Origin of the sequence: Streptomyces niphimycinicus (assembly GCF_018883605.1) — a bacterium.
GTDB lineage: Bacteria > Actinomycetota > Actinomycetes > Streptomycetales > Streptomycetaceae > Streptomyces > Streptomyces niphimycinicus.
In genome coordinates this window covers 16,179-39,368 of sequence record NZ_JAHLEM010000169.1, presented here as the reverse complement: position 1 = coordinate 39,368, position 23,190 = coordinate 16,179, and the positions used below count along the sequence as shown (strand labels likewise).

The 23,190-nt window shown below is 72.9% G+C and carries 20 protein-coding genes; 13 read left to right on the top strand and 7 right to left on the bottom strand.

The window, feature by feature from the left end; translation table 11 throughout:
• A partial coding sequence (locus KN815_RS16815; protein WP_216342743.1) for a sensor histidine kinase occupies positions 1-1,159 on the bottom strand: 1,159 nt, incomplete at its 3' end.
• A 158-nt stretch (positions 1,160-1,317) separates the two neighbouring features.
• Here KN815_RS16815 and KN815_RS16810 point away from each other — a divergent pair.
• Positions 1,318-1,557, top strand: a complete 240-nt coding sequence (locus KN815_RS16810) for a hypothetical protein (protein WP_216342742.1) — start codon at positions 1,318-1,320, stop codon at positions 1,555-1,557.
• 240 nt (positions 1,558-1,797) lie between these two features.
• Here the strand turns inward: KN815_RS16810 and KN815_RS16805 are convergent, their stop codons facing one another.
• The gene (locus KN815_RS16805; RefSeq protein WP_216342741.1) at positions 1,798-2,805 is read right to left on the bottom strand and encodes a LacI family DNA-binding transcriptional regulator; all 1,008 of its coding nucleotides are present in this window, start codon (positions 2,803-2,805) and stop codon (positions 1,798-1,800) included.
• Between the two features lie 112 nt (positions 2,806-2,917).
• On the opposite strand from KN815_RS16805, the gene KN815_RS16800 reads away from it, so the two are divergent.
• The 4 genes from KN815_RS16800 to KN815_RS16785 all read left to right on the top strand — a co-directional run bounded on the left by KN815_RS16800 (position 2,918) and on the right by KN815_RS16785 (position 7,108).
• Complete coding sequence (locus KN815_RS16800) at positions 2,918-4,072, top strand: Gfo/Idh/MocA family protein (protein ID WP_216342740.1); 1,155 nt, start codon at positions 2,918-2,920, stop codon at positions 4,070-4,072.
• Between the two features lie 146 nt (positions 4,073-4,218).
• Positions 4,219-5,232: a permease gene (locus KN815_RS16795; RefSeq protein WP_216342739.1), complete on the top strand. Its 1,014-nt coding sequence runs from the start codon at positions 4,219-4,221 to the stop codon at positions 5,230-5,232.
• Positions 5,229-5,963, top strand: coding sequence for a TIGR03943 family putative permease subunit (locus KN815_RS16790; protein WP_216342738.1), 735 nt, complete (start codon positions 5,229-5,231; stop codon positions 5,961-5,963). Before KN815_RS16795 ends, KN815_RS16790 begins: the two co-directional genes overlap by 4 nt.
• 134 nt (positions 5,964-6,097) lie before the next feature.
• Positions 6,098-7,108, top strand: coding sequence for an alpha/beta hydrolase (locus KN815_RS16785; RefSeq protein ID WP_216342737.1), 1,011 nt, complete (start codon positions 6,098-6,100; stop codon positions 7,106-7,108).
• A gap of 91 nt (positions 7,109-7,199) precedes the next feature.
• Here KN815_RS16785 and KN815_RS16780 read toward each other — a convergent pair whose 3' ends face one another.
• Entirely contained in the window at positions 7,200-8,933 is a 1,734-nt protein-coding gene (locus tag KN815_RS16780) for an IlvD/Edd family dehydratase (RefSeq protein WP_216342736.1), read from the bottom strand.
• Positions 8,934-9,229: 296 nt separating this feature from the next.
• Between KN815_RS16780 and KN815_RS16775 the strand changes: the two genes are divergently transcribed.
• Positions 9,230-9,970, top strand: coding sequence for an SDR family NAD(P)-dependent oxidoreductase (locus KN815_RS16775; RefSeq protein WP_216342735.1), 741 nt, complete (start codon positions 9,230-9,232; stop codon positions 9,968-9,970).
• A 17-nt stretch (positions 9,971-9,987) separates the two neighbouring features.
• Here the strand turns inward: KN815_RS16775 and KN815_RS16770 are convergent, their stop codons facing one another.
• Complete coding sequence (locus KN815_RS16770) at positions 9,988-12,975, bottom strand: SpoIIE family protein phosphatase (protein WP_253209024.1); 2,988 nt, start codon at positions 12,973-12,975, stop codon at positions 9,988-9,990.
• A gap of 156 nt (positions 12,976-13,131) precedes the next feature.
• On the opposite strand from KN815_RS16770, the gene KN815_RS16765 reads away from it, so the two are divergent.
• Together KN815_RS16765 and KN815_RS16760 are read left to right on the top strand one after the other, a co-directional pair.
• On the top strand, positions 13,132-14,328 hold the full coding sequence (locus tag KN815_RS16765) for an acyl-CoA dehydrogenase family protein (RefSeq protein ID WP_216342734.1): 1,197 nt from the start codon (positions 13,132-13,134) through the stop codon (positions 14,326-14,328).
• A 33-nt stretch (positions 14,329-14,361) separates the two neighbouring features.
• Positions 14,362-14,820, top strand: coding sequence for an RrF2 family transcriptional regulator (locus KN815_RS16760; protein WP_216342733.1), 459 nt, complete (start codon positions 14,362-14,364; stop codon positions 14,818-14,820).
• An 18-nt stretch (positions 14,821-14,838) separates the two neighbouring features.
• On the opposite strand, the gene KN815_RS16755 is transcribed toward KN815_RS16760, so the two are convergent.
• Positions 14,839-15,561: a TetR/AcrR family transcriptional regulator gene (locus KN815_RS16755; protein ID WP_253209023.1), complete on the bottom strand. Its 723-nt coding sequence runs from the start codon at positions 15,559-15,561 to the stop codon at positions 14,839-14,841.
• 98 nt (positions 15,562-15,659) lie between these two features.
• On the opposite strand from KN815_RS16755, the gene KN815_RS16750 reads away from it, so the two are divergent.
• Positions 15,660-17,366 carry a CocE/NonD family hydrolase gene (locus KN815_RS16750; protein ID WP_372458376.1) on the top strand — a complete coding sequence of 569 codons (1,707 nt, stop codon included), beginning with the start codon at positions 15,660-15,662 and terminating at the stop codon, positions 17,364-17,366.
• Between the two features lie 99 nt (positions 17,367-17,465).
• Here the strand turns inward: KN815_RS16750 and KN815_RS16745 are convergent, their stop codons facing one another.
• Positions 17,466-17,723 carry a hypothetical protein gene (locus KN815_RS16745; protein ID WP_216342731.1) on the bottom strand — a complete coding sequence of 86 codons (258 nt, stop codon included), beginning with the start codon at positions 17,721-17,723 and terminating at the stop codon, positions 17,466-17,468.
• Between KN815_RS16745 and KN815_RS16740 the strand changes: the two genes are divergently transcribed.
• Both KN815_RS16740 and KN815_RS16735 read left to right on the top strand, forming a co-directional pair.
• A complete protein-coding gene (locus KN815_RS16740) occupies positions 17,711-18,256 on the top strand; it encodes a PucR family transcriptional regulator (RefSeq protein WP_216342730.1) in 546 nt (181 codons plus the stop codon). The genes KN815_RS16745 and KN815_RS16740 overlap by 13 nt on opposite strands.
• Positions 18,253-19,059 carry a class I SAM-dependent methyltransferase gene (locus tag KN815_RS16735; protein ID WP_216342729.1) on the top strand — a complete coding sequence of 269 codons (807 nt, stop codon included), beginning with the start codon at positions 18,253-18,255 and terminating at the stop codon, positions 19,057-19,059. The genes KN815_RS16740 and KN815_RS16735 overlap by 4 nt, the downstream gene beginning before the upstream one ends.
• A 57-nt stretch (positions 19,060-19,116) precedes the next feature.
• On the opposite strand, the gene KN815_RS16730 is transcribed toward KN815_RS16735, so the two are convergent.
• A complete protein-coding gene (locus KN815_RS16730; protein WP_253209022.1) occupies positions 19,117-20,577 on the bottom strand; it encodes a PucR family transcriptional regulator in 1,461 nt (486 codons plus the stop codon).
• 111 nt (positions 20,578-20,688) lie between these two features.
• Between KN815_RS16730 and speB the strand changes: the two genes are divergently transcribed.
• Both speB and KN815_RS16720 read left to right on the top strand, forming a co-directional pair.
• Entirely contained in the window at positions 20,689-21,651 is a 963-nt protein-coding gene (gene speB, locus KN815_RS16725) for an agmatinase (protein WP_216342728.1), read from the top strand.
• Positions 21,644-23,185 (top strand): purine-cytosine permease family protein, encoded by a 1,542-nt coding sequence (locus KN815_RS16720; RefSeq protein WP_216342727.1) that lies wholly within the window; start codon positions 21,644-21,646, stop codon positions 23,183-23,185. Before speB ends, KN815_RS16720 begins: the two co-directional genes overlap by 8 nt.
• Positions 23,186-23,190 lie beyond the last annotated feature (5 nt).

Here is a 23,190-nt window from a genome sequence, read left to right as displayed (position 1 = left end):
GGCCCCCCCCGGGCCAGGGTAGCCAGGCGCGGACCCGGAAACCGTCGTGGGCCGGGCCCGCGCTCAGCTCGCCGCCCGCCAGCCGGGCCCGTTCGGCCAGCCCGATCAGCCCCTGACCACCGCCTTCCGCTCCACCGCCGGTGTCCGCGGCCGCTCCGGGCGGCGGTGCGTTGCGGACCTCCACGGTCAGCCGGCCGGCAGGGCCCCCGGCCACCCGTATGGTGACCGCCGCGCCGGGCGCGTGTTTGCGCGCGTTGGTCAGCGCCTCCTGGACGATGCGGTACGCCGTCCGCCCCACCATGGGCGGCGGGGCCGGTCCGTCGGGCGGCCCGGTCAGCTCGATCCGGCCGCCCGCCGCCCGTGCCTCCGCCACCAGCCGGGCCAGGTCGGCCAGTTCGGGCTGGGGCCGCTCGTCCTCCGCCGGTCCCGCGCGCAGCACCCCGATCACCTCGCGCAGATCGCGCAGCGCCAGATGGGCACTCTCCCGGATCACCCCGGCGGCCTTTCCGATCTCCTCTCGGGGCGCGTTCGTATGGAACTCCAGCGCCCCCGCGTGCACGCTCAGCAATGTCAGCCGGTGCCCCAGCACATCATGCATCTCGCGCGCGATCTCCTCCCGCGCCTCCCGGCGGGCCCGCTCGGCCCGCAACTCCGCGTCCGCCTCGGCCAGTTCGGCGCGCGCCCGCAGTGAGACGATGAGCTGCTGCCGGGACCGCCGGAACAACCCCCAGCCGATGGCCCCGGCGATCAGCGCGAAGTACGTCAGCGCCGAGCTCTTCCGGTCCCCGGACACCTCCGGCAGTTGCCACAGGAAGGCGGGAAGCGGTACGAAGGCCACCGCCGCCACCCATGCCGTGGCCCGCCACGGCCGGGTCGCGGCCACCGTGAACACCGCCACCATCGCCGGACCGGTCAAATAGTGCGACACCTCGCTGCCCGCCAGCAGCAGCGCCACCGCCAGCGCCACCGGCCACCGCCGCCGCAGCAGGACCGTCGCACACCCCAGCCCGCCGATCACCTGGTCGACGGTCCGCCACAGCGGATCGAGGCCGTCCTCGATCGGTAGGGAATCCGAGCTGGCGACGGCGAAGCAGGCGGCGAAGAGCATCAGCCCCAGATCGGCTGCCCAGTCCCGGCGGGTGCGGTGGATGCGGCGCATGTCCCGGCAATCTACGCGGACCCGGCGGGCGAGCGGGGATGGGCGCCGCGAGCGGATACTTAAGTACGACTCCCCGATGTCGGGGGGTGTTCTTTGGTCATCCCGTCGCCGCCTTGTGCCCGATCCGCCGCCCGGGGCGGCCCGCCTAGGTTCGGGCCATGGCATCCACCAAGGACACCTCCCCGCTCGCCGCCGTGTCGCATCTGCTCTCCTTCACCCTCGTCGTCGGTGGCGGAAGCGGTCTGCTGCACGAATGGTGGGGCTGGCTCCACTTCATGGGTTTCGTCCGCTTCGTCGTTCCCGACGGCTATGAGGTCTACAGCTATGTGGTGATGGTCGTCCTCGGCCTGGCGGTGGGTGCGGCGGGCGGTGCGATCGGCGATCGAAGCCGAAGGTGATGCCGCGGCCGGTGACCGACCCGGTCACCGGCCGCGGTCTCTGTAATCCGTCCAGGTGCAGCGCCACCTGCCGACCGCGGACCTCGATCCGCACGTCGTACGCCCGGCCGGTCTCGATCTTGGTGCCGTCCTCGGCCATCGTCTGCTTGGCGCCGTCGGCGAGATATCGGACACTGCTCAGTACTTCGGACGGACGATAGGCAAGGGACCGATGGGGCGTCAATGGGCGGTGCGCGACGGTCAGTCGGTCGATCGCGGCGGCGCGGTCGTACCGCGGACTTCGAGGGCCGGAGCGGTGAGGGCGACCTCGCCGGGGCGGGTGGGGTCGGTGATCCGGTCGAGCAGGCGGCGTGCGGCGCGGCGGCCGATGTCGTGGTTCGCGTTGTCCACGGTGGTGAGCCACAGATGGCGCAGCCGCGCGAGATAGGTGTTGTCGTAGCCGACGAGGGAGAGGTCGTCCGGCACCCGGAGGCCCAGCTCCTCGGCGGCCGACAGGGCGCCGACGCCCGCCATGTCGTTGAACGCGAAGACGGCGGTGGGCCGGTGCGGCGCGCCCAGCAGCCGGACGGTGGCCCGGTAGCCGCCCTCCTCGGTCAGATCGCCCTGCTCCACGGCCGCGGACCCGGCCAGGCCGTGCTCGCGCATGACCGCCTCGAAGCCGCGGCGGCGCAGCTCGCCCACCACCCCCTGTCCGGCGATATGGGCGATGCGCCGGTGGCCGAGGCCGATGAGGTGTTCGGTGGCGAGGCGGGCGCCCAGCTCGTCGTCGCCCGCGACGATGTCCACGTGGGGCAGCACGGGCTCGCGGCTGCCCGCGACCACCGTGGGCACCCGCGCGGCCGCCGTGCGCACCGCCGCCGGGTCCGGGAGTGTGCCGACCGCGATCAGGCCGTCGACCCGCAGCTCGGTGAAGGTGTGGGTGAGATCCTCGCCGAGCCGCCGGTTGAGCCGGCCGTCGGCCAGCAGCGTCCGCAGACCGTTCGCGTAGAGCTGGGAGTTGAGGCCGTCGAGCAGCTCCACGAACCAGGGGTTGCGCAGGTCGTTGAGGAGCACTCCGACGGTCCGGGTGCGCCGCTCGCTGAGGCTGCGCGCGGCGGCGTTGGGCCGGTAGCCGAGCTCCTCGACGGCGGCCAGGACGGCCTGCCGTTTCTCGGGGCGCACCTGCTCGGAGCCGCGCAGCACCAGGGAGACCAGCGACTTCGACACTCCGGCCCGTTCGGCGACATCGCGGATCGTCGGTGGTCTCATGTTCTGGACCGTTCCACAGGGTGGACGTGGTTGTCAAAGGGGTTGACACCCTGCGGACAGTGCTTCCAATGTGGGCCGGGAGATTTCTGGAACGGTCCAAAGAAGGGCAGTCATGGTGAGTACGCTCGGAGTCGCCGTCGTGGGATTCGGCTGGATGGGACGGGTGCACACCCAGGCGTACGTCCGGCTGCCGCACCACTTCCCGCAGTTGTCCGTACGGCCCGAACTGGTCGCCGTCGCCGACGAGGTGCCCGGCCGGGCCGAGGAGGCCGCCGGGCGGTACGGCTTCGCCACCGCCGTCCGGGACTGGCACGAGGTCGCCGCCGACCCCCGCGTCCGGGCCGTGAGCATCGCCGCGCCGAACTTTCTGCACCGGGAGATCGGCATCGCCATGGCCCGGGCGGGCAAGCACATCTGGATCGAGAAGCCGGTCGGGCTCACCGCCGACGACGCCCGCGCGGTCGCCGCCGCCGTGGCCGAGGCCGGGGTCCAGGGCGCGGTCGGTTTCAACTACCGCAACGCACCCGCCGTCCAGACCGCACGCGCCATGATCGCGGCCGGCGAGATCGGCACCGTCACCCATGCCCGCGTCCGCCTCTTCAGCGACTACGCCGCCCACCCCGAAGGTGCCCTGACCTGGCGCTACGAACGCGCCCGTGGCGGCAGCGGAGTGCTGGGCGACCTCGCCTCCCACGGAGTGGACCTGGCCCGTTTCCTGCTCGGCGAGATCGACGCCCTGACCGCCGACACCGCCGTGTTCGTGCCCGAGCGGGCCCGCCCCACCGGCGCCACCGCCGGACACACCCGGGCCACCGGCGGCGAGCTGGGCCCGGTGGAGAACGAGGACTACGTCTCCTGTCTGCTGCGATTCGCCTCCGGCGCCCGCGGGGTGCTGGAGGCGTGCCGGGTCTCGGTCGGCGAGCAGAACACCTACGGCTTCGAGATCCACGGCACCAAGGGCGCGCTCTTCTGGGACTTCCGGCGCATGGGCGAACTCGGCGTCAGCCACGGCACCGCCTACCAGGACCAGCCCGTCTCCACCGTGTACATCGGCCCGGGGCACGGCGAGTACGCCGCCTTCCAGCCCGGCGCGGCCAACAGCATGGGCTATGACGATCTGAAGGTGATCGAGGCGTACCACTTCATGCGCTCCATCGCCGAGGACACCGCCTACGGCGCCACTTTGGACGACGCCGTGCACAGCGCCACCGTGCTGGACGCCATGGCCCGCTCCGCCGAGCGGGGCTCCTGGGTGAACCCCGGCTGAGCGGGGCGGCGCAAGGACATCCGGATCGTGGCGGGCACAGGACATCCGGCTGCTGCGCGGGAACGGTGAGCACACGGGGCCCGACCGGCGTACTGGAGGGGGCGGGGAACCGCGCACGCACCCTCGACGCCGGAGGTACCTCACCCGTGAGCACCACGACCAAAGCGGCCCCGCCCGGGGCCGGCCGCCGCGCCGCGGGCGAGCCGCGGGGCGGGCGGTTCGATTCGTCCCTCGGCCTGATCATGCTGCTGGTCCTGGTGGTCATGGCGCAGGGGCCGATCCGCCGGGCGCTGTCGGCTCCGGTGACGCAGAGCTGGATGACCGTGTTCGTCGCGGTGGTCCTCCAGGCCCTTCCCTTCCTCGTGCTCGGGGTGCTGCTGTCCGCGCTCATCGCGGTGTTCGTCCCGCCGTCGTTCTTCGCCCGCGCGCTGCCGCGGCGGCCCGCCCTCGCGGTGCCGGTGGCGGGGGTGGCCGGGGCGGTGCTGCCCGGCTGTGAATGCGCCTCGGTGCCGGTGGCCGGGGTGCTGGTGCGCCGGGGCGTCACCCCCGCGGCGGCGCTGGCGTTTGTGCTGTCCGCCCCGGCGATCAACCCGATCGTGCTGACCGCCACCGCCGTCGCGTTCCCCCGCGACCCGGAGATGGTGCTCGCCCGGTTCGTGGCCAGTCTGCTCGTGGCGTGTGCGATGGGCTGGCTGTGGCAGCGGCTGGGGCGGGCCGACTGGCTGCGCCCACCGGCCCGCCCTTCCTTCCACGGCCACGGCAGGGGCGCCGCGTTCTGGGCGTCGGTACGCCACGATGTGATGCACGCCGGTGGTTTCCTCGTCGTCGGCGCGATGGCCGCGGCCACCCTCAAGGCCGTGGTGCCGGCGAGCCGGCTGCACGGTGCGGCCGATGACCCGGTGGTATCGATCCTCGCCCTGGCGGTGCTCGCGGTGCTGCTGTCGATCTGCTCCGAGGCCGACGCCTTCGTGGCCGCCTCCCTGTCGCAGTTCTCGCTCACCGCCCGGCTGGCGTTCCTGGTCGTCGGGCCGATGATCGACCTGAAGCTGTTCGCCATGCAGACCGGTACCTTCGGCCGCGGGTTCGCGCTGCGGTTCGCGCCCGCCACCTTCGTCCTCGCCCTGCTGATGTCGGTCCTGGTCGGGGCGGTGCTGCTGTGAACCGGAAGGCTCAGGCGATCGTGCTGTTCCTCATCGGCGGCGCGGTGTTGCGGGCCGGATTCACCGGCCTCTGCCTGCGCTATGTGAAGGCGGGGCTGCGCCCGTTGCTCCTCGCGGCCGGTGTCGTGCTGATCGCGGCGGCCGTGGCCACCCTCTGGTACGAGCGGCCGCGCACGGCCGATGGCGACCCGCGCCGGGAGGAGGGCGACGACGGCCACTCCCACCGGGAACCACGGGTCTCCTGGCTCCTCGTGCTCCCGCTGTTCGCCCTCATCCTGGTGGCGCCGCCCGCGCTGGGCTCGTACACCGCCATGCACACCGGCACGGCGCTGCAACGCCCCTGGGGCTTCCCCGCGCTCCCCGCCGGTGATCCGCTGAAGCTCGATGTGGCCGATTACGCCGGCCGCGCGGTGTACGACCACGGGCGCTCCCTGGAGCACCGGAGGGTCGAGGTCACCGGCTTCATCGCCCTCGACGGCCACGGCGCCCCCTACCTCGTCCGCATGGCCCTCAACTGCTGCGCCGCCGACGCCCAGCCCGTCAAGATCGGGCTGATCGGACGGATTCCGCCGGTGCTGCAACCCGACACCTGGCTCCAGGTCACCGGCACCTACACCCGCAAGCGGACCAAGGACCCGGTGGACGGTGGCGCCATCCCGTACCTCGAGGTCAGCGGCTCCCGGCCGGTCCCGGCCCCGCACGATCCGTACGACGAGAGCTGGAACGGCTGACCGCCCGGGTGGCTCCGCCGAACCGGCCGCCGTGCCGCCACCCGGCCGGTAAGATCATCCGCGCGGCGGCCGCTCTTCGGGCAGTGGGCGGTCGGCGACGGGGATTTACCTCACCACGACCCTGGGAGCCGACCATGGCGCACACCTCTCCCGACCCGGCGGCCACGGCGCCGCTCGGGCCACCGCCGCCGTTCGACCCGGAGCTGATCGCGCCACTCGCGGCCATCGGCGAGATACTGCGGCCCGGCGGATCCGGGGCGGATCCGGAGGCGGGGGACGGCCAGGGCGTGCCCGGTATGGAGACGCTGACGAACGAGGATCTGGAGCGCGACGGGGCCTTCCTGGTCGAGGAGCGGTCCGTGCCCGGCCCGGCGGACGCGCCGGAGGTCTCGCTGCTGATCTGCCGGTTGGCGGACGCGGCCACCCCCACACCGGCGCTGTACCACATCCACGGCGGCGGCATGACGGTCGGCCACAACCGCCTGGGTATGCCGGAGTTGCTCGACCTCGCCCAGGAACTGCGGCTCGCCGTGGTGTCCGTCGAATACCGTCTGGCGCCGGGGACCCGGCATCCGGGGCCGGTCGAGGACTGCTACGCCGGGCTGCGCTGGACCGCCGAACACGCCGAAGAGCTGGGCATCGACCCGGGCCGCATCGTGGTCGTGGGCGGCAGCGCCGGTGGCGGCCTCGGCGCGGCCGTCACGCTGCTGGCCCGGGACCGCGGCGGCCCGGCCCTGTTCGGGCAGTTGCTGATGTGTCCCATGCTGGACGACCGCAACGACACCCCGTCCGCCCGGCAGATGATCGGGATCGGGGTGTGGGACCGGGCCGCGAACGAGGCCGGCTGGACCGCGCTGCTCGGCGACGCACGCGGGGGCGAGGACGTCTCGCCGTACGCCGCGCCCGCCCGTGCCACGGATCTGTCCGGACTGCCGCCCGCGTTCATCGACGTCGGCTCGGCGGAGACCTTCCGCGACGAGGACGTGGACTACGCAAGCCGCATCTGGCGGGCCGGGGGATCGGCCGAACTGCACGTCTGGTCCGGTGCCTTCCACGGCTTCGACGGCATGGCACCGGAGGCCGCCGTCTCGCGGGACGCACGGGAGGCGCGGCGGCGCTGGCTGCGCAGGCTCCTGGCCCACTGACGGCGGCCGTGCGCGGGCCGTACGTACGGCCCACTGACGGCCGCCGGGGGAACGAACTGACCGCCCGTCGGCGGTGTGCCGTGCGAGAGGGTCAGTGGGACTCGCGGGGCACCTCGTGTCCGCTGGAGCCGACCAGGAAGTCCAGGTCCAGCCCCTGGTCCGCCTGGAGCACATGCTCGGTGTAGAGCCTGCTCCAGCCCCGGGCGGCGACCGGCGGCGGGGGCTGCCAGGCGGCCCGTCGGCGCTCCAGCTCCTCCTCGGCCACCTCCAGGATGAGCGCACGCGCCGGGACGTCCAGGGTGATCCAGTCGCCATCGCGCACCAGCGCCAGCGGGCCGCCGACCGCGGACTCGGGGGCCACATGGAGCACCACGGTGCCGAAGCCGGTGCCGGACATCCGGCCGTCACATATCCGCACCATGTCCTCGACGCCCTTGCGCAGCAACTTGGGCGGCAGCACCACATTGGAGACCTCGGGCATGCCCGGGTAGCCACGCGGGCCGCTGCCCCGGATCACCAGCACGGTGTCCTCGTCCACCGGCAGGTCCTCATCGGCGTGAACGGCGATGTAGTCCTCCGGTGTGTCGAACACCAGGGCCCGGCCGCGGTGTTGCAGCAGGTGGCGGGAGGCGGCGGACTGTTTGATCACCGCGCCGTTCGGCGCGAGATTGCCGCGGAGCACCGCGGTGCCGGTGCCCGCTTCCTGGAACGGGTCGTCCAGTGTCCGGATCACCTCACGGTTCCAGCACTCGGCGTCGCCGACGTTCTCCGCCACCGTGCGCCCGTTCACCGTGGCCGCCTCCGTGTGGAGCAGCCCGCCCAGCTCGCGCATCACCACCGGCAGGCCCCCGGCGTAGCAGAAGTCCTCCATCAGGAACCGTCCGGAGGGCTGGAGATCGACCAGTGTGGGCACCTCCCGGGCCAGCGCGTCGAAGTCGTCCAGGCTCAGCGGCACTCCCAGGCGCCCCGCGATGGCCAGCAGATGGATCACCGCGTTGGTGGAGCCGCCGATGGCCGCGTTGACCCGTATCGCGTTCTCGAACGCCGCCCGGGTCATGATCTGCGACGGCCGCAGATCCTCCTCCACCATGGCCACGATCCGCTGCCCGGCGCGCTGCGCCGTCTCGTACCGCCGCGAGTCCACCGCCGGCCAGCTCGCCGAATAGGGCAGTTGCATACCGAGCGCCTCGGCCATCGACGCCATGGTGGACGCGGTGCCCATGGTCATGCAGTGCCCGTTGGACCGGGCCATGCAGCCCTCGGCGAAGAAGCACTCCTCCTCGGTCATCCGCCCGGCCGCGAGTTCGGCCTCGAACCGCCAGACCTGCGTGCCGGAGCCCACGTCCCCGCCCCGGTACTTGCCGTTGAGCATCGGCCCGCCGGTGACCATGATGGCCGGCAGATCGACGCTGGAGGCGGCCATCAGCAGACCGGGAGTGGTCTTGTCACACCCGGACAGCAGCACCACCCCATCCAGCGGATTGGCCCGTATCAGCTCCTCGGCCTCCATGGCCAGCAGATTGCGGTACAGCATCGCGGTGGGCCGCATCAGCGTCTCGCCCAGCGCCATCGCCGGGAACTCCAGCGGAAAGCCACCGGCCTGCCAGACCCCGCGCTTCACCGACTCCGCCACCCGCTGAAGATGGCTGTTGCAGGGCGCCAGCTCCGACCACGTCGTGGCGATGCCGATCACCGGACGGCCGTCGAACACCTCCCCGGAATAGCCCTGGTTGCGCATCCAGGACCGGTAGACCATGCCGGACCGGCCCTCCGCACCGAACCAGGCCGCGCTGCGCCGCCGACCGTGTGTTCCCGTGTCAGTCACTTCCGCACTCCCTCTGGCGAACGGTCACCAGGGCGACATGGCTGGTTGACGAGGTTTCCCGCACCCCCGCAGTACAGCAAAGACGAGCGCCACGCGGAAGATCGTGTCCGCCGCGGGGCCGGGGCCGTGGTCGTCCGGGTTCGGGGGGACCAGCGGATATGGCGTCACGTCACCGGGTTGCCACGTCCGTTCGGCCTCAGGGGCGGCGAGCCGTCCGGCCCGGCGTGGGCGGGTGCGGTAATCATCCGGTGCGTGCGGTGTGAATCGGTGTCCGGCATACGGTGAGGAGTGTCCGCATGAGTGGTGAGCTGTCCGGAGCCACGGCCCTGGTCACGGGAGCCACGGCGGGGATCGGCCGCGCCGTGGCGCTGGGCCTGGCGGCGCTGGGGGCCGAGGTCGTCGTGCACGGCCGGGACGCGCGGCGGGGTGCGGAGGTGGTCGAGGAGGTGTCCGCGGCGGGGGCCACGGCCAGGTTCGTGGCGGCGGATCTCGCCGAGGCCGACGATGTGCGGCGGCTGGCCGACGAGGCGGGAGAGGTGGAGGTCCTGGTCAACAACGCTGGTGTCTACCGGTTCGCGGATACCGCCGGGACCTCGTCCGAGATGTTCGACGTCCATATGGCCATCAATGTCCGCGCACCGCTTCTGCTGGTCGGGCGGCTCGCACCGGGGATGGCGGCTCGGGGCCACGGGGCCATCGTCAACCTCAGCACCATCGCCGCCGGTGGCCCCGCCCGCAACGCCGGGGCGTACGGCGCATCCAAGGCCGCGCTGGAGCTGCTGACCCGGGTGTGGGCCGATGAGTTCGGCGGCCGGGGAGTGCGCGTCAACGCCGTCCGTTCAGGCCCGGTCCGTACGCCGGGCACCGCCGAGATGGGGGAGGAGGCCCTCAGGACCGTGGCGCGGGCCACGGTCCTGGACCGACCCGCGACGCCCGAGGAACTCGCCGAAGCCGTGCTGTTCCTGGTCTCCTCGCGGGCGAGCTATATCACCGGCGCCATCCTGGAGGCCCGGGGCGGCGAGCCCGCCATCGGCTGACGCGGGCCGATGGACTTCTACACCGCGCCGCCGTACACGATGGGCTGTTCCGTCCAGATGCACTTGCCCTCGGCGGTGTAGCGGGTCCCCCAGCGCTGCGAGAGCGCGGAGACCAGTTGCAGCCCCCGCCCGCCCTCGTCCGTCTCGGCGGCCCGGCGGATCCGGGGAGTGGTGGCGCTGGCGTCCGAGACCTCGCAGATCAGCGAATTGCCACGGATCAGCCGGAGCCGGGTCGGGCCCCTCGCGTGCCGCACGACATTGGCGACGAGCTCGCTCACCAGCAGTTCGGTGGTCATGACGAGATCGTCGAGATCCCATGCCGCGAGCTGTTCGCGGACATGGGCGCGGGCGAGACCGGCGGCCACCGGGCCCTCCGGCAGCGGCCACCCGGCGGTGTTCCCGGCGGGCAGTCCGTGGAGCCGGGCGATCAGCAGGGCGGTGTCGTCGGCGGTCAGCCGCTGGGCGGGCAGCATGGTCCCGACCAGGAGGTCACAGAGCCGGTCGAGCCGGTCGCGGTCCTCGCCGTGCTCACCGCCCGCCCCCCGGCCATTGGTGCGCGGACGGCGCGGCGGACAGGTGAGCAGCCGGCCGTACTCGCTGGTGAGCACCTGGGTGCACTCGGCGATGCCGGTGTCGATATCGCGCGCCGCGGACTCCACCAGCCCGTCGGTGAACAGCACCAGCAGACTGCCGTCGGGCAACTGGAGATCCACGGTGGAGAACGGGGGCTCGGCGGCGCCCAGCGGCGGATCGGGCGTCGGGTCGAGGCATTCCACGCCCCCGTCGGGGCGCACGATCAGGGGCGGGGGATGACCGGCGCGGGCGAGGGAGCACCACCCCGAGATGGGGTCGTACACCGCGTACAGACAGGTGGCGAAGGAGTCGTCGCCCAGATCGCTGACGACCTCGTTCAGATGGGCCAGGACCTCCTCGGGAGGCAGTTCCAGGTTGGCGAGCGTGTGCACGGCGGTGCGCAGCCGCCCCATCGTGGCGGCCTCGGCCAGACCGTGGCCCATCACATCGCCGATGACGACGGCCACCCGCTCCGCGGACAGCGGAATGACGTCGTACCAGTCGCCGCCGACGTCCGTGCCGCTGCTGGCGGGCAGATAGCGGACGGCGGGGGTGAGGGCGGCCGGAGAGGGCAGGGCCTGGGGCAGCAGACCACGCTGGAGCGCCTGGGCGCGGGCATGCTCGGCGTCGTAGAGGCGGGCCCGGGCCAGCGCCTGCGCGACCATCCCGCTGAGGGCGGTGAGCAGGGTGCGCTCATCGGCGGAGAGGTGGCGGGGCTCGTCGAAGGAGACGGTGCAGGTGCCGATGGCGTTGCCCGAGGCGATCAGGGGAAGCACGGCCCAGGCGTTCTTCCGGGCCAGCGCGGGACTGCCGGACAGATCGGGGAAGAGCCGCACATACTCCTCGGTCGAGGAGATGAAGAACGGCCGCCGAGAGCCGAGCACTTCGTTGAGCAGACGGTAGCCCCCGAAGGCCGGGACCCCGTCGATCCTGCGGAGGAAGGCGCGGGGATAGCCCACGGAGCCCGCCACGTTCAGTCTGCCGCCTTCCAGGAACAGCACCAGCAGACCCGAGGCGCCGAACGGCGGCAGCACCTGTGCGGCGACGACCTGGACGACGTCCTGGGTGGTCACCGCGTCGGCCAGCGCGCCAGCCAACTCGCTGATCCTGGCGGCCTGTTCGGCACCGGCGCGCTCGGCCTCCGCACGCCGCGCGGCCTGGGAACGGCGCTCGGTCGCATCGGTGAGATAGGCCGTCAGTCCATCGGGCACGGAGACCAGCCGGATGTGGTACCAGCGGTCATCGGTGGGCCACTGGATGTCGAACCCGGCCGGCCTCCCATCGGCGGCGGCGCGCCGGCAGCGCTCCTCCAGTTCGGGGACCGTGCCCGCGGGGCCCTCCCAGAGCGGCCTGCCGAGCACCTCCGCGGCCGGGCCGACCAGGCGCTCGGCCTCGACATTGAGGAAGGTGATCCGCCAGTCCTGGTTCACCGCGAAGAACGCGTCGCTCATGTACCGCAGCGCCTGCCCCACCGACTCCCGGGCCATCCGGCTTTCGGTGGTGTCCCAGACCCTCCCGATCATGCGGACGGGCTCGCCGTTCTCGTCGAACTCGAGATGGGCGCGGCTCTGCACCCACCCGCTGGTCCCGTCGGGGCGGCGGACCCGGTACTCGGCCTCGTATCCGCTCCGCTCACGGAGCGACTTCTCGGTGGCGGCCATCACCCGCGGCATGTCCTCGGGGTGGATCAGGTCGATCCAGCTCTCGATCCGCCGCTCGTAGCCGCGGGGGATGCCGAGGAGCGTCAGGCCCGCTTGGTCCCACCACATGTCACCGGTGCGGATGCCCCATTCCCAGGAGCCGACGTTGACCGCTTCCAGGGACTGCTGGAGCACCGAGCCGCCCGGCCGCTGGTGCCACCAGGGGTGTTCGTCGCAGTCGCCGATCCTGCCCGTCGCGTGTGAGAGACGGTGCTCCGTCCAGCGTCCCACCGCCTCGAGGAAGGCGGCCTGTTCCGGGGTCGGCTCCCGGGGGCCGGTGAGGACGGACAGCGCGCCCACCGGGCCGTCCGTCCCGGTCAGCGGAACGGATGCCACCGTGGTCGCCGCCGGCAGGGTCCCGGCGGAGGCGCGGCCGGTCGCCCCGGGCCCGAAGATCTCCCCGGCCGCCGGCAGCCATACGAACCGGCCGTCCCGCACGGCCCGGGCCGGGGCGAGCGGGGCCTCGTCCTGGCGGATCTCCTCCCAGCCCCCGAGGGCGGCCGGCGGCAGCCCGCTGGCCAGGACCAGGCGCAGCGTACGGCTGCCGGCCGGGCCGCAGGACCAGTGCATCAGCCCCGCGAGTCCGCCCAGCTCGGAGACCGCCTGGTCCAGGGCGTGCTGGAGCGCCTCACGGTCGCCCAGCGCGGCGCCCACCGTCGAGAGCAGGGAAAGCCGTTCATCGCCCCATGAGTGGGAGCGCCCCACCGCGTCTGTTTCGCGCCGCTCCTCCATCCCCGGACCTCACCTCATGGAATAGGGCATTCTCGAACAAACGTAGCACTGGCATATGCCGGACATCACTCAGTGGACGCCCGTGGCCAAGTTCCCTATTTTCCCTACTGGAAAAATAGGGAATGATGAAGTCCGGCCGGATGGAGGGGAGCGGGCGTGACGGTGGTGGATGCGGTGGCCGAAGCGCCCGACCGCGCCTGGTGGCTGCGGATCGCCGGCGAGGCGGCGGACGACCTCGCCACGGACGCGGTCATCCGCGACCAGGCCGGCAAGACGCCGTACGACGAGGTCGCCCGGTTGCGCGAAGCGGGGCTGCTCACACTGCTGATCCCCGCCGAGCGCGGGGGCGGGGGTGCGGGCTGGCCCACGGCCTGCGCCGTGGTGCGGAAGATCGCCGCGGCCGATGGCGCGATCGGCCAGGTGCTCGGCTGCCACTACCTGCTGTCCTTCAGTGCCCGCTTCCTCGGCGGGGCCGATCCGGCCGCCCGGCTGGAGCGGGAGTCGGCGGCGGGGCAGTGGTGCTGGGGCGGCGGGCTGGCCGCCCGCGAGCCACGGCTGACGCTCACCGCCGGGAGGGACGGCCGGGTGGTGAACGGACGCCAGGGGTACGCCACCGGCGTCCTGGTCGCCGACCGGCTGGCCGTCCGCGCCACCCACGCCGACACCGGAGAACCGCTGGCCGTGCTCGTCGACACCGCCGATCCGGGTGTGGTGTGCGGCGGCGACGACGGGGACACCTTCGGGCAGCGGCTGGCGGCCGGCGGCAGCGTGGAGTTCGACGCGGTGCCGGTCGAGGACGGTGCGGTGCTCGGCCCGCTCTCCTGGGAGGAGGACACCCCGTCGCCCTTCAGCGGTCTGGCCACGCCGACCGGGCGCCTGGTCTCGGCGCAGATCTGTCTCGGGATCGCGCAGGGGGTGCTCGCCGAGGCCCGCGAGTACACCAGGGCGGTGCACGCGCCCTGGCCCCACACCTCCCCGCGCGATCCGTACGCGCTGACCACCTACGGGGAGCTCACTCTCGCCACGCTCTCCGCCGCCGCCCTCGCCGACCAGGCGCTGGAGGCCCTGGACGGCGGGCTGGCGCGGGGCGAGGACCTGACCGACGACGAATGCGCCGAGATCACCGTGCTCGCCGCCGCGGCCGAGGCCGCCGCCTCCCGGGCCGCCCATGACGCGACCGCGCGCGCCCTGGATGTCGTCGGGGCGCGCTCCGCCTCCTCCGCCTACGGATTCGACCGCTTCTGGCGCAACGCGCGCACCCATACCCTCTACGACCCCGTCGCCCACCGGCTCCACGAGGTCGGGGACTACTTCCTCAAGGGCGAGCACCCCCCGTTCACCCTGCCCTTCTGACGGTCCGCCGCGCCGGTGGCGGATAATCACGGCATGCGGATCTCGGCGAAGGCGGACTATGCGGTGCGGGCGGCGTTGGAACTGGCCGCGGCGGGGGAGGGCGTCTCCGTCAAGGCCGAGGTGATCGCCGGTGCGCAGGGCATCCCGCACAAATTCCTCGAGGGGATTCTGGGCGATCTGCGCCGGGGCGGCCTGGTGGCCAGCCAGCGCGGGGGCAACGGCGGCTACCGGCTGGCCCGCCCGGCGGACACCATCAGCATCGCCGAGGTGATCCGGGTGGTCGACGGCCCCCTGGTATCGGTGCGCGGAGTGCGCCCGCCCGAGCTGTCGTACTGCGGACCGGCGGAGTCGCTGCTGCCGCTGTGGATCGCGGTGCGGGCCAATGTGCGCAAGATCCTCGGTGAGGTGACCCTCGCGGAGGTGGCCGCGGCGCGGCTGCCCGGCGATGTCCTGGGCCTCGCCGAGGACCCCGAGGCATGGACCAATCCCTAGCAGCCTCCCGCCACCGCGTTACGACCCGGCGTCCAGCCCGTCGACCATGCGGTCCAGCAGCCGGGCGAACGTGGCGTCGGGGGTGAGCGGGCGGGCGGGGGCGGAGAGCGCCTCCGCGAGCTCCGGGTGGTGTCCGTCGGCGGCCACCGAGGCGAGATAGCGGGCTTCGGCGGCGGCCAGCTCGGGTGAGGCGGAGAACGCGGCCTGGGCGATCTCGTCGGCGACGAGTCTGGCGGTGAAACCCGTGATCAGACTGAACACCTCCAGCTTCGCGCCGCCGTCCAGCGCGGCGGGCCGCAAAGCGGCGAGCGCGTGTTCCAGGAAGGCCAGGGTGTTGGGCCCGAGGGACCAACGGCGGTTGAACAGCGCGGCGGGCAGCCAGGGGTGGCGGAGCATCAGGGCGCGCTGGGCATGGGCGATGGCCTTCAGATCGGCACGCCAGTCGCCGGTCAGCGGGTCCGGTGGTGACAGCTCGCCGTTGACCTGGTCGACCATCAGCCGCAGCAGTGTCTCCTTGTCGGGGGCGTAGCTGTAGAGCGACATGACCCCGGCGCCGACCTGCGATGCCACCCGCCGCATGGTGACCGCGTCGATTCCCTCGGCGTCCGCCAGGGCGACGGCCGCGGCGGTGATCGCCTCACGGCTGAAGGCGGGTTTACGCCCCTTGCGGGGCTGCTGGGGGCTCTGCCACAGCTTCTGGGGGTCGACGCCTCCGGCGCCGGACCCGTCATCGCGAACCACGACCTGATCGCTCCTTCCCGCCATGGCGACTTGCGGAATCCATCCAAGCATCTACTATTCTCGTACGTGGTACGGGAACGCAGGGAGGGGAACGCGGGATGACGACACCTACGCGTGATGGTGGGTCGGGGACCGCCGACGGAGTGGCCGCGGCCGCCTGGGCCGCGCCTTCGGGCCGGCCGCCGCTGGCGGCGCGGATGATGCGGGCGACCTGGCGCGGCCTTCCGGCCAAGCGGTACGAGGCCGGATGGGAGCCGGACCTCGGGATGCCGGCCGCCGACGGCAGCACCCTCCGCGCGGACCACTACTTCCCCCGCGCCGAGGGCGACTTCCCCACCCTGCTGGTGCGCTCGCCCTACGGCAGGGGAGTGCCCTGGTCGCCCATGTACGGGATGCTCTTCGCCGAACAGGGCTTCCATGTCGTCCTACAGAGCTGCCGCGGCACCGGTGGCTCGGGCGGCGCGTTCGACCTGTGGCGCAACGAGGCGGCCGACGGCCAGGCCACCGTGGCGTGGCTGCGGGACCAGCCCTGGTTCAACGGCGCGCTGGGCACCATCGGCCCCAGCTTTCTCGGCTATGTGCAGTGGGCGCTCGCCCTGGACCCGCCGCCGGAGCTGCGGGCGATGGTGGTGCAGGTCGGGCTGCACGACCCCCATGCCCTGTTCCACCGCGGCGGCGCGCTCCAACTGGAGAACGCCCTGCTCGTCGGCTCCGGCATGAACTCCCAGCACCGGGGGTTCGGCCCCTTCGTACGGGCCACGCTGCGCCTCCGGCGCCATCTGAAGCACATCACACGGGCGCTGCCGCTGCGCGGATCGTATGTGCGTGGCCTCGGGGGTGAACTGCCCTGGCTGGACGGCGTGATGTCCCACCCGGACGCCGGTGACCCGTTCTGGAAGGGCGCGTCCACCGGTGGCGCCGCCGATGGCCTGCACGTCCCCACCTGCCTGATCAGCGGGTGGCAGGACGCGCTGGTGGACCAGACCTTCGAGCAGTACGGCAGGCTGCGCCGGTCCGGCTGCGACACCTCCCTGCTCGTCGGCCCGTGGACCCACGCCACCGCGCTCCAGCGGGGCTGGCCGGAGGTCTTCGCCGAAAGCCTCGCCTGGCTGCGCGCGCATCTGTGCGGCGACCCCTCGGGGCTGCGCCCGGCCCGGGTGCGGGTGCACATCGGCGGCCAGGAGGAGTGGCGGGACCTCGACGACTGGCCGCCGTCCCCGGACACCGACCCGTGGTACCCCGCGGAGGGCGGGCGGCTCATCCGGCAGTCGCCCGAGGCGTCCGCCTCACTGGCCTCCTTCCGCTACGACCCGGCCGACCCCACCCCGTCCATCGGCGGGCCGCTGCTCTCGCCCAGCTCCGGGAGCCGTGACAACGCCGATCTCGAGAAGCGCCCCGATGTGCTGACGTTCACCGGCGAACCGATGGACGAGCCCATGGACGTCCTCGGCCAGGTCGCGGCCCGGCTGCGGATCTCCACCGACACCGGATACGCCGATGTCTTCGCCCGCCTGTGCGACGTCGACGAACAGGGCCGTTCGGTCAATGTGTGCGACGGGCTGATGCGGCTGCCGACCGGGCCGGGGCAGCCGGTGGAGATCACCGTGCCGATGAGCTCCACCGCCCACCGCTTCCTTCCCGGTCACCGGGTCCGGCTCCAGATCAGCGGCGGCGCCCACCCCCGTTACGCCCGCAACACCGGAAGCGGCGAGCCGGCGCTCGACGCGACCACCCTCACGCCCGTGCGCATCACCGTGCACGGGGCCTCGGTGCTGGACCTCCCGGTGGTCCGCGCCGAGCGGTGAGCCGGTGACTGGCGCGCGCGGGGGGCGCGCCAGCCGCCGGTGCACACCGCCGCCCGGCACCGGGTGTCCGCGCGGCACCGGGCGGACACCCGACCGTGGTCAGGAGCCCCGCCACGGCGGGCCTCCTACCGTGGCCGGGCCGGGCCCCACCAGGGCCCGGATGCCGGAGTCCCGCAGGGCGTCGGCGAGCCGGTCGTCCAGGCCCGCCTCGTCGGCGGCGGCGCCGTGGTGGCCGATGGCGAGGGCGATGAGGCGGTGGCCGACGACGGGTATGCCGAGGGCCTCGGCGCGGATGCGGGCCTCGGCGCGGCCGCGGTAGCCGGCTCTCCCCGGACCGCACCGGGGTGCTGCTCGCACTGGCCCGGGCCAGCGCCTGGCAGCCGGTGGTGGAGCGGGTCAGCCGGCTCACCGAGGAGACACTCGGCGAGCCGGCGGTGGTGGCCGTCGGACCGGGAGCGACGGAGATCGACCAGGTGGCCCGGGCGTTCCGGGAGGCCGAGGAGGTCGTGGACGCCATCGGCCCCGGCACCCCGCACCGGCCCTTCCATGTGCCCTCCGACATCGGACTGCCCGAGCTGCTGTACGCGCTCCGCGACGACATCCGGGTGCAGAAGTACGTCGAGCACCAGTTGGGCAGGCTGATCGAGTACGACGAGCGGCATGCGGGCGATCTGCTGAGCACGCTGCGCCACTACCTCGCCGCGGGCGACAAGTCCATCGCCGCCGAACAGATCGGCCTCTCCCGCCAGGCGTTCTACCAGCGGCTGCACACCATCGAACGGCTCCTCGGCCGCGACCTGGAGTCCGGTGCGCAGCGCACCCAGCTCCATGTCGCCGTCACCGCCCTGGACACGCTGACGGCGGCCGGCGCGGGAGGATGGGGGGCATGACATCCGAGACCGGCTATCTGCTGGACAACCGGCAGCGCGAGGCCGGGCGGCGCTTCGACGCGCTGGCCGAGCTCTTCGACCCGTGGACCCTCGACCACCTCGACCGGCTCGGCCTGACCGCCGGTTGGCGCTGCTGGGAGGTGGGAGCGGGCGGCCCCTCGGTGCCCACCGCCCTCGCGGAGCGGACCGGGCCCACCGGACAGGTGCTGGTGACCGACATCGACACCTCCTGGCTGACGGAGCTGTCCGGCCCGGCCGCCGCCCCGATCGAGGTGCGGCGCCATGACGTGGCCCGCGATGAGCCACCGGGCGGCGGCTTCGACCTCGTTCACGCCCGGCTGGTGCTGGTGCATCTGCCCGACCGGGCCGAGGCGCTGCGGCGGATGGCCGAGGCGGTACGGCCGGGCGGGTGGCTGGTGGTGGAGGACGCCGACCCGGCGCTCCAGCCCCTCGCCTGCCCCGATGAGCGCGGCTCGGCCGAGGAGCTGGCCAACCGGATCCGCCGCGGATTCCGCGCACTGCTCGCCGAGCGCGGTGTGGACCTCGCCTTCGGCCGCACCCTGCCCGCCCTGCTGCGCGGCGCCGGGCTGCACGACGTCCGCGCCGAGGGCTGCTTCCCGCTGACCTCCCCGGCCTGCCGGGAGCTGGAGGCGGCCACCGTGCGTCAGCTCCGCGGGCGGCTGGTGGCGGGCGAGCTGGCCACCGAGGAGGACATCGAGCGCCATCTGGACCATCTGCGCGGCGAGGCGATGGACGTCACCACCGCCCCGCTCATCACCTGCTGGGGCCGGCGCCCCCACTGAGCGGATGGCGGGGCCGGGGTGCTCAGCCCCACTGAGCGGATGAAAGGGCCGGAGCGCTCAGTCGAGCAGGCCGAGCTGTCCCGCGGCCCGGATCGCCAGCCAGACCTCGGCGAACGCGCCGGTGCTGGACAGATCGCGGCCGGTCAGCTCGCTGAAGCGGCGCAGCCGGTAGGCCAGCGTATTGGGGTGCACATGGAGCGCCGCTGCCGCCTCGTCCGTACGGCGGTCGCGCTCCATCCAGGTGCGCACCGACGGCAGCAGCCGTGAGCCATGCCCCGCGTCGTAGCGCTGCGCCTCGCCCAGCACATGCTCGACCAGGTCGGTGAGGGCGGCCGGGTCGTCGGGCAGCCAGCGGCCGGTGACATCGTCGCCGTACCGTACGAGGGCCCGGCCGGACGCGACGGCGTGGGAGGCCGCCCACAGCGCCTCGCGCTGGGCGATCCGCAGCGGGGTGCCCGGGCTGAACGGGCGGCTCATCCCGGCGGCCACACCGGACAGCGACTCCACCGCCTCACCCAGGCCGGGCGAGCCGAGCAGATAGCGGTCCTCACCGCGCTTGAGCAGCAGACACGGCTGATCCTCCAGCGCCCGCAGCACGGCGTCCTCGGTGACACCCCGGACCACCGCCAGCACGGTCTCGCCCTCGATGGAGTGGCGCAGCAGATGGCGCCGCGCCACCGCGGGTTCGAGCGCGCCCTGGAGCAGCTCGGCGAGGATCTCCGCGCCCTCGCGGCGCAGCGTCTCCCGTTCGGTACGGACCATGGCCACCTGGAGGGCGGCCACCGTGGCGATGTGCTGCACCACGGCGAGCCCCGCCGGGCGGGCACCCTCCCGTTCGAAGGCGATGAGGAAACCCGCCGGGCCACCGGGGGAGGGGACCGGGAGGGCGAAGCCGCCGGGAATGGTCGGCGGTGCGTCCGCCGAGCCGGGGATCACCGAGGTGTCGGGCGCGGGCACACCGGGCAGCAGCGGCCGGCCCTGCGGGGTGCACAGATAGATGTCGTAACCGGACAGCTTCTCCAGCCGGCCGAAGAGCGTGGCGGTGTCCAGATTCTCCGACGTCAGCCAGCGCAGCGCGCCGAACACCTGGAGCTGGGCGCCGAGCCGGTGGCGGGCGTCCTCCTGGACGGCGGCGGCCACCTCCTGCGCCACCGCCATGAACGGCACGGCCAGCGGGATCTCCAGGACCGGCATGCCCCGCTCCTCGGCGGCGTCGAAGAACGCCCGGCGCAGCGGGGGCATCCGCAACTGGGCGGAGACGGCCAGAGCGGCCACCCCGGCGTCGTCGAGCCGCTCCAGATAGCCGCGCTGTCCGGCCGCCGAACGGGGCATCGCTATCCCCGTCGTCATGATCATTTCGGAGCCGAGCAGCCACGGTGTGGGGTCGTCCAGCTCGCTCACATGGGCCCAGGACACCGAGCGGTGCAGCCCGGCGCCACCCGCGATCAGACGTAGCTGGAGGGCCGGATACGACAGCAGATCGTCGACCGTCACACCCTGCTCTTTGTTGTTCACCACAAATTGAGCCTAACTCTTTGTCTCAGCAACGATTGTCGCGCGGTTCCTCCGCTGTGCAGACTCGCCCGACCGGACCCCACCGGCGCACGTGATGAAGGGACTGCGAGAACCATGACCGAACCCCGAGGACCCGTCGACTCCTCCCGGGTCCCGCGCTTCGCCGGCCCGGCCACCTTCGCCAGGCTGCCCCGCCTCGACGAGGTGTCCGGCGCCGACGTGGCCGTGGTGGGTGTCCCGTTCGACGGCGGTGTCTCCTACCGCCCCGGCGCCCGCTTCGGACCCGCCGCGGTCCGCGAGGCCAGCCGGCTGCTGCGCCCCTACCACCCGGGCCTCGATGTGTCGCCGTTCGCCACCCAGCAGGTGGCCGACGCCGGTGACATCGCCGTCAACCCCTTCGACATCGGCGAGGCCATCGAGACCATCCAGGACGCCGCGAACGGCCTTCAGGCCGACGGCACCCGTCTGGTCACCATCGGCGGCGACCACACCATCGCGCTCCCGCTGCTGCGCGCCGCCGCGACGAGGCACGGCCCGGTCGCGGTGCTCCACTTCGACGCGCACCTGGACACCTGGGACACCTACTTCGGCGCCGAGCACACCCACGGCACCCCGTTCCGCCGGGCCGTGGAGGAGGGCGTCGTCGACACCTCCGCCCTCTCGCACGTCGGCACCCGCGGCCCGCTGTACGGCAAGCAGGACCTCACCGAGGACGAGAAGCTGGGCTTCGGCATCGTCACCTCGGCCGATGTCTACCGGCGCGGCGCCGACGAGGTGGCCGACCAGTTGCGCCAGCGCATCGGCGACCGGCCGCTGTACATCTCCATCGACATCGACTGCCTCGACCCGGCCCACGCCCCCGGCACCGGCACCCCGGAGGCGGGCGGCCTGACCTCGCGCGAACTCCTGGAGATCCTGCGCGGACTGGCCGGCTGCCGACTGGTCGGCGCCGATGTGGTGGAGGTGGCGCCCGCCTACGACCACGCCGAGATCACCTCCGTCGCGGCCTCCCACGTCGCCTACGACCTGATCAGCCTGCTCGCGCTCCAGGGGAAGCGGGAGGAGACGGATGAGTGATTCCCCGGCACTGACCGAGGTCGAGAGCTACGGGGTCGAGCGCATCCCCGACGCGGACCGCAGCGCGACCCCCTTCGACCTGTTCCGCGTCGCGTTCGGTGGCGCCAACACCTTCGCCACCTGTGTGCTCGGCGCCTTTCCGATCCTCTTCGGACTCTCCTTCCGGCAGGGCCTGGCGGCGACCGTGCTCGGCGTGGTGGGCGGCTCCCTGATCCTCGCCCCGCTCGCGGTGTTCGGCCCGCGCAACGGCACCAACAACGCGGTCTCCTCCTCGGCGCACCTGGGGGTCCATGGGCGGATCGTCGGCTCCTTCCTGTCGCTGCTCACCGCCATCGCGTTCTTCTCCATCTCGGTGTGGTCCTCCGGCGACGCGCTGGTCGGCGGCGCCCACCGGCTGATGGGCGTGGAGCAGAACGACGGGGTGTTCGCCCTCGCGTACGGCATCTTCGGGCTGCTGGTGCTGACGGTGTGCGTATACGGCTTCCGGTTCATGCTCTTCGTCAACAAGATCGCGGTGGTGGCGGCCTCGACGCTGTTCGTCCTCGGCTTCTTCGCCTTCGTCGGGGACTTCGACCCCGGCTACCAGGGTTCGTTCGCCTCGGTGTCCACGGCCGGATTCTGGCCCGCGTTCATCGGCTCGGCGCTGATCGTGCTGTCCAACCCGGTGTCCTTCGGCGCCTTCCTCGGCGACTGGGCGCGCTATATCCCCGCCGACACCCCGCGCCGGAAGGTCGTCACGGCGGCGTTCGCCTCCCAGATCGCCACCATCCTGCCGTTCTTCTTCGGCCTGGCCACCGCCTCGATCATCGCCAAGAAGGCCGCGCCGTACATGGACGCGGACGCGCCGAACTACGTCGGCGGGCTGCTGGCCATCTCGCCCGGCTGGTACTTCCTGCCGGTGTGCCTGCTCGCGCTCATCGGCGGCCTGTCCACCGGCACCACCTCGCTCTACGGCACCGGCCTGGACTTCTCCAGCGTGTTCACCCGGTTCAGCCGGGTGCAGGCCACGCTGTTCGTCGGGGTGCTCTCGATCGGGTTCATCTTCCTCGGCCGGTTCGCCGCCAATCTGTCCCAGTCCATCTCCACCTTCGCCACCCTGATCATCACCTGCACCGCCCCGTGGATGATCATCATGGTGCTCGGCTATGTGACCCGGCGCGGCTGGTACGACCCCGATTCGCTCCAGGTGTTCAACCGGCGCCAGCGCGGCGGCCGTTACTGGTTCCACCACGGCTGGAACTGGCGTGGCATGGGCGCCTGGCTGACCGCGGCGGTGCTCGCCCTGATGTTCGTCAACGTCCCCGGACAGTACGTCGGCCCGCTCGGCGATCTGGCCGACGGCGCGGACATCTCGCTGCCGGTCGGTCTCGCCACCGCCGCGCTCCTCTATCTGACACTGCTGTGGATCTTCCCGGAGCCGCGCGAGGTGTACGGGCCCGAGGGGCCGCGGCTGGTCCGCGCCTCGGACGCGCCCGTGCCGCCGATCACCGCCGAGACCGGCGCGCCCGTGACCGCGGTGGCGGAAGGGGCGTGAGGCCG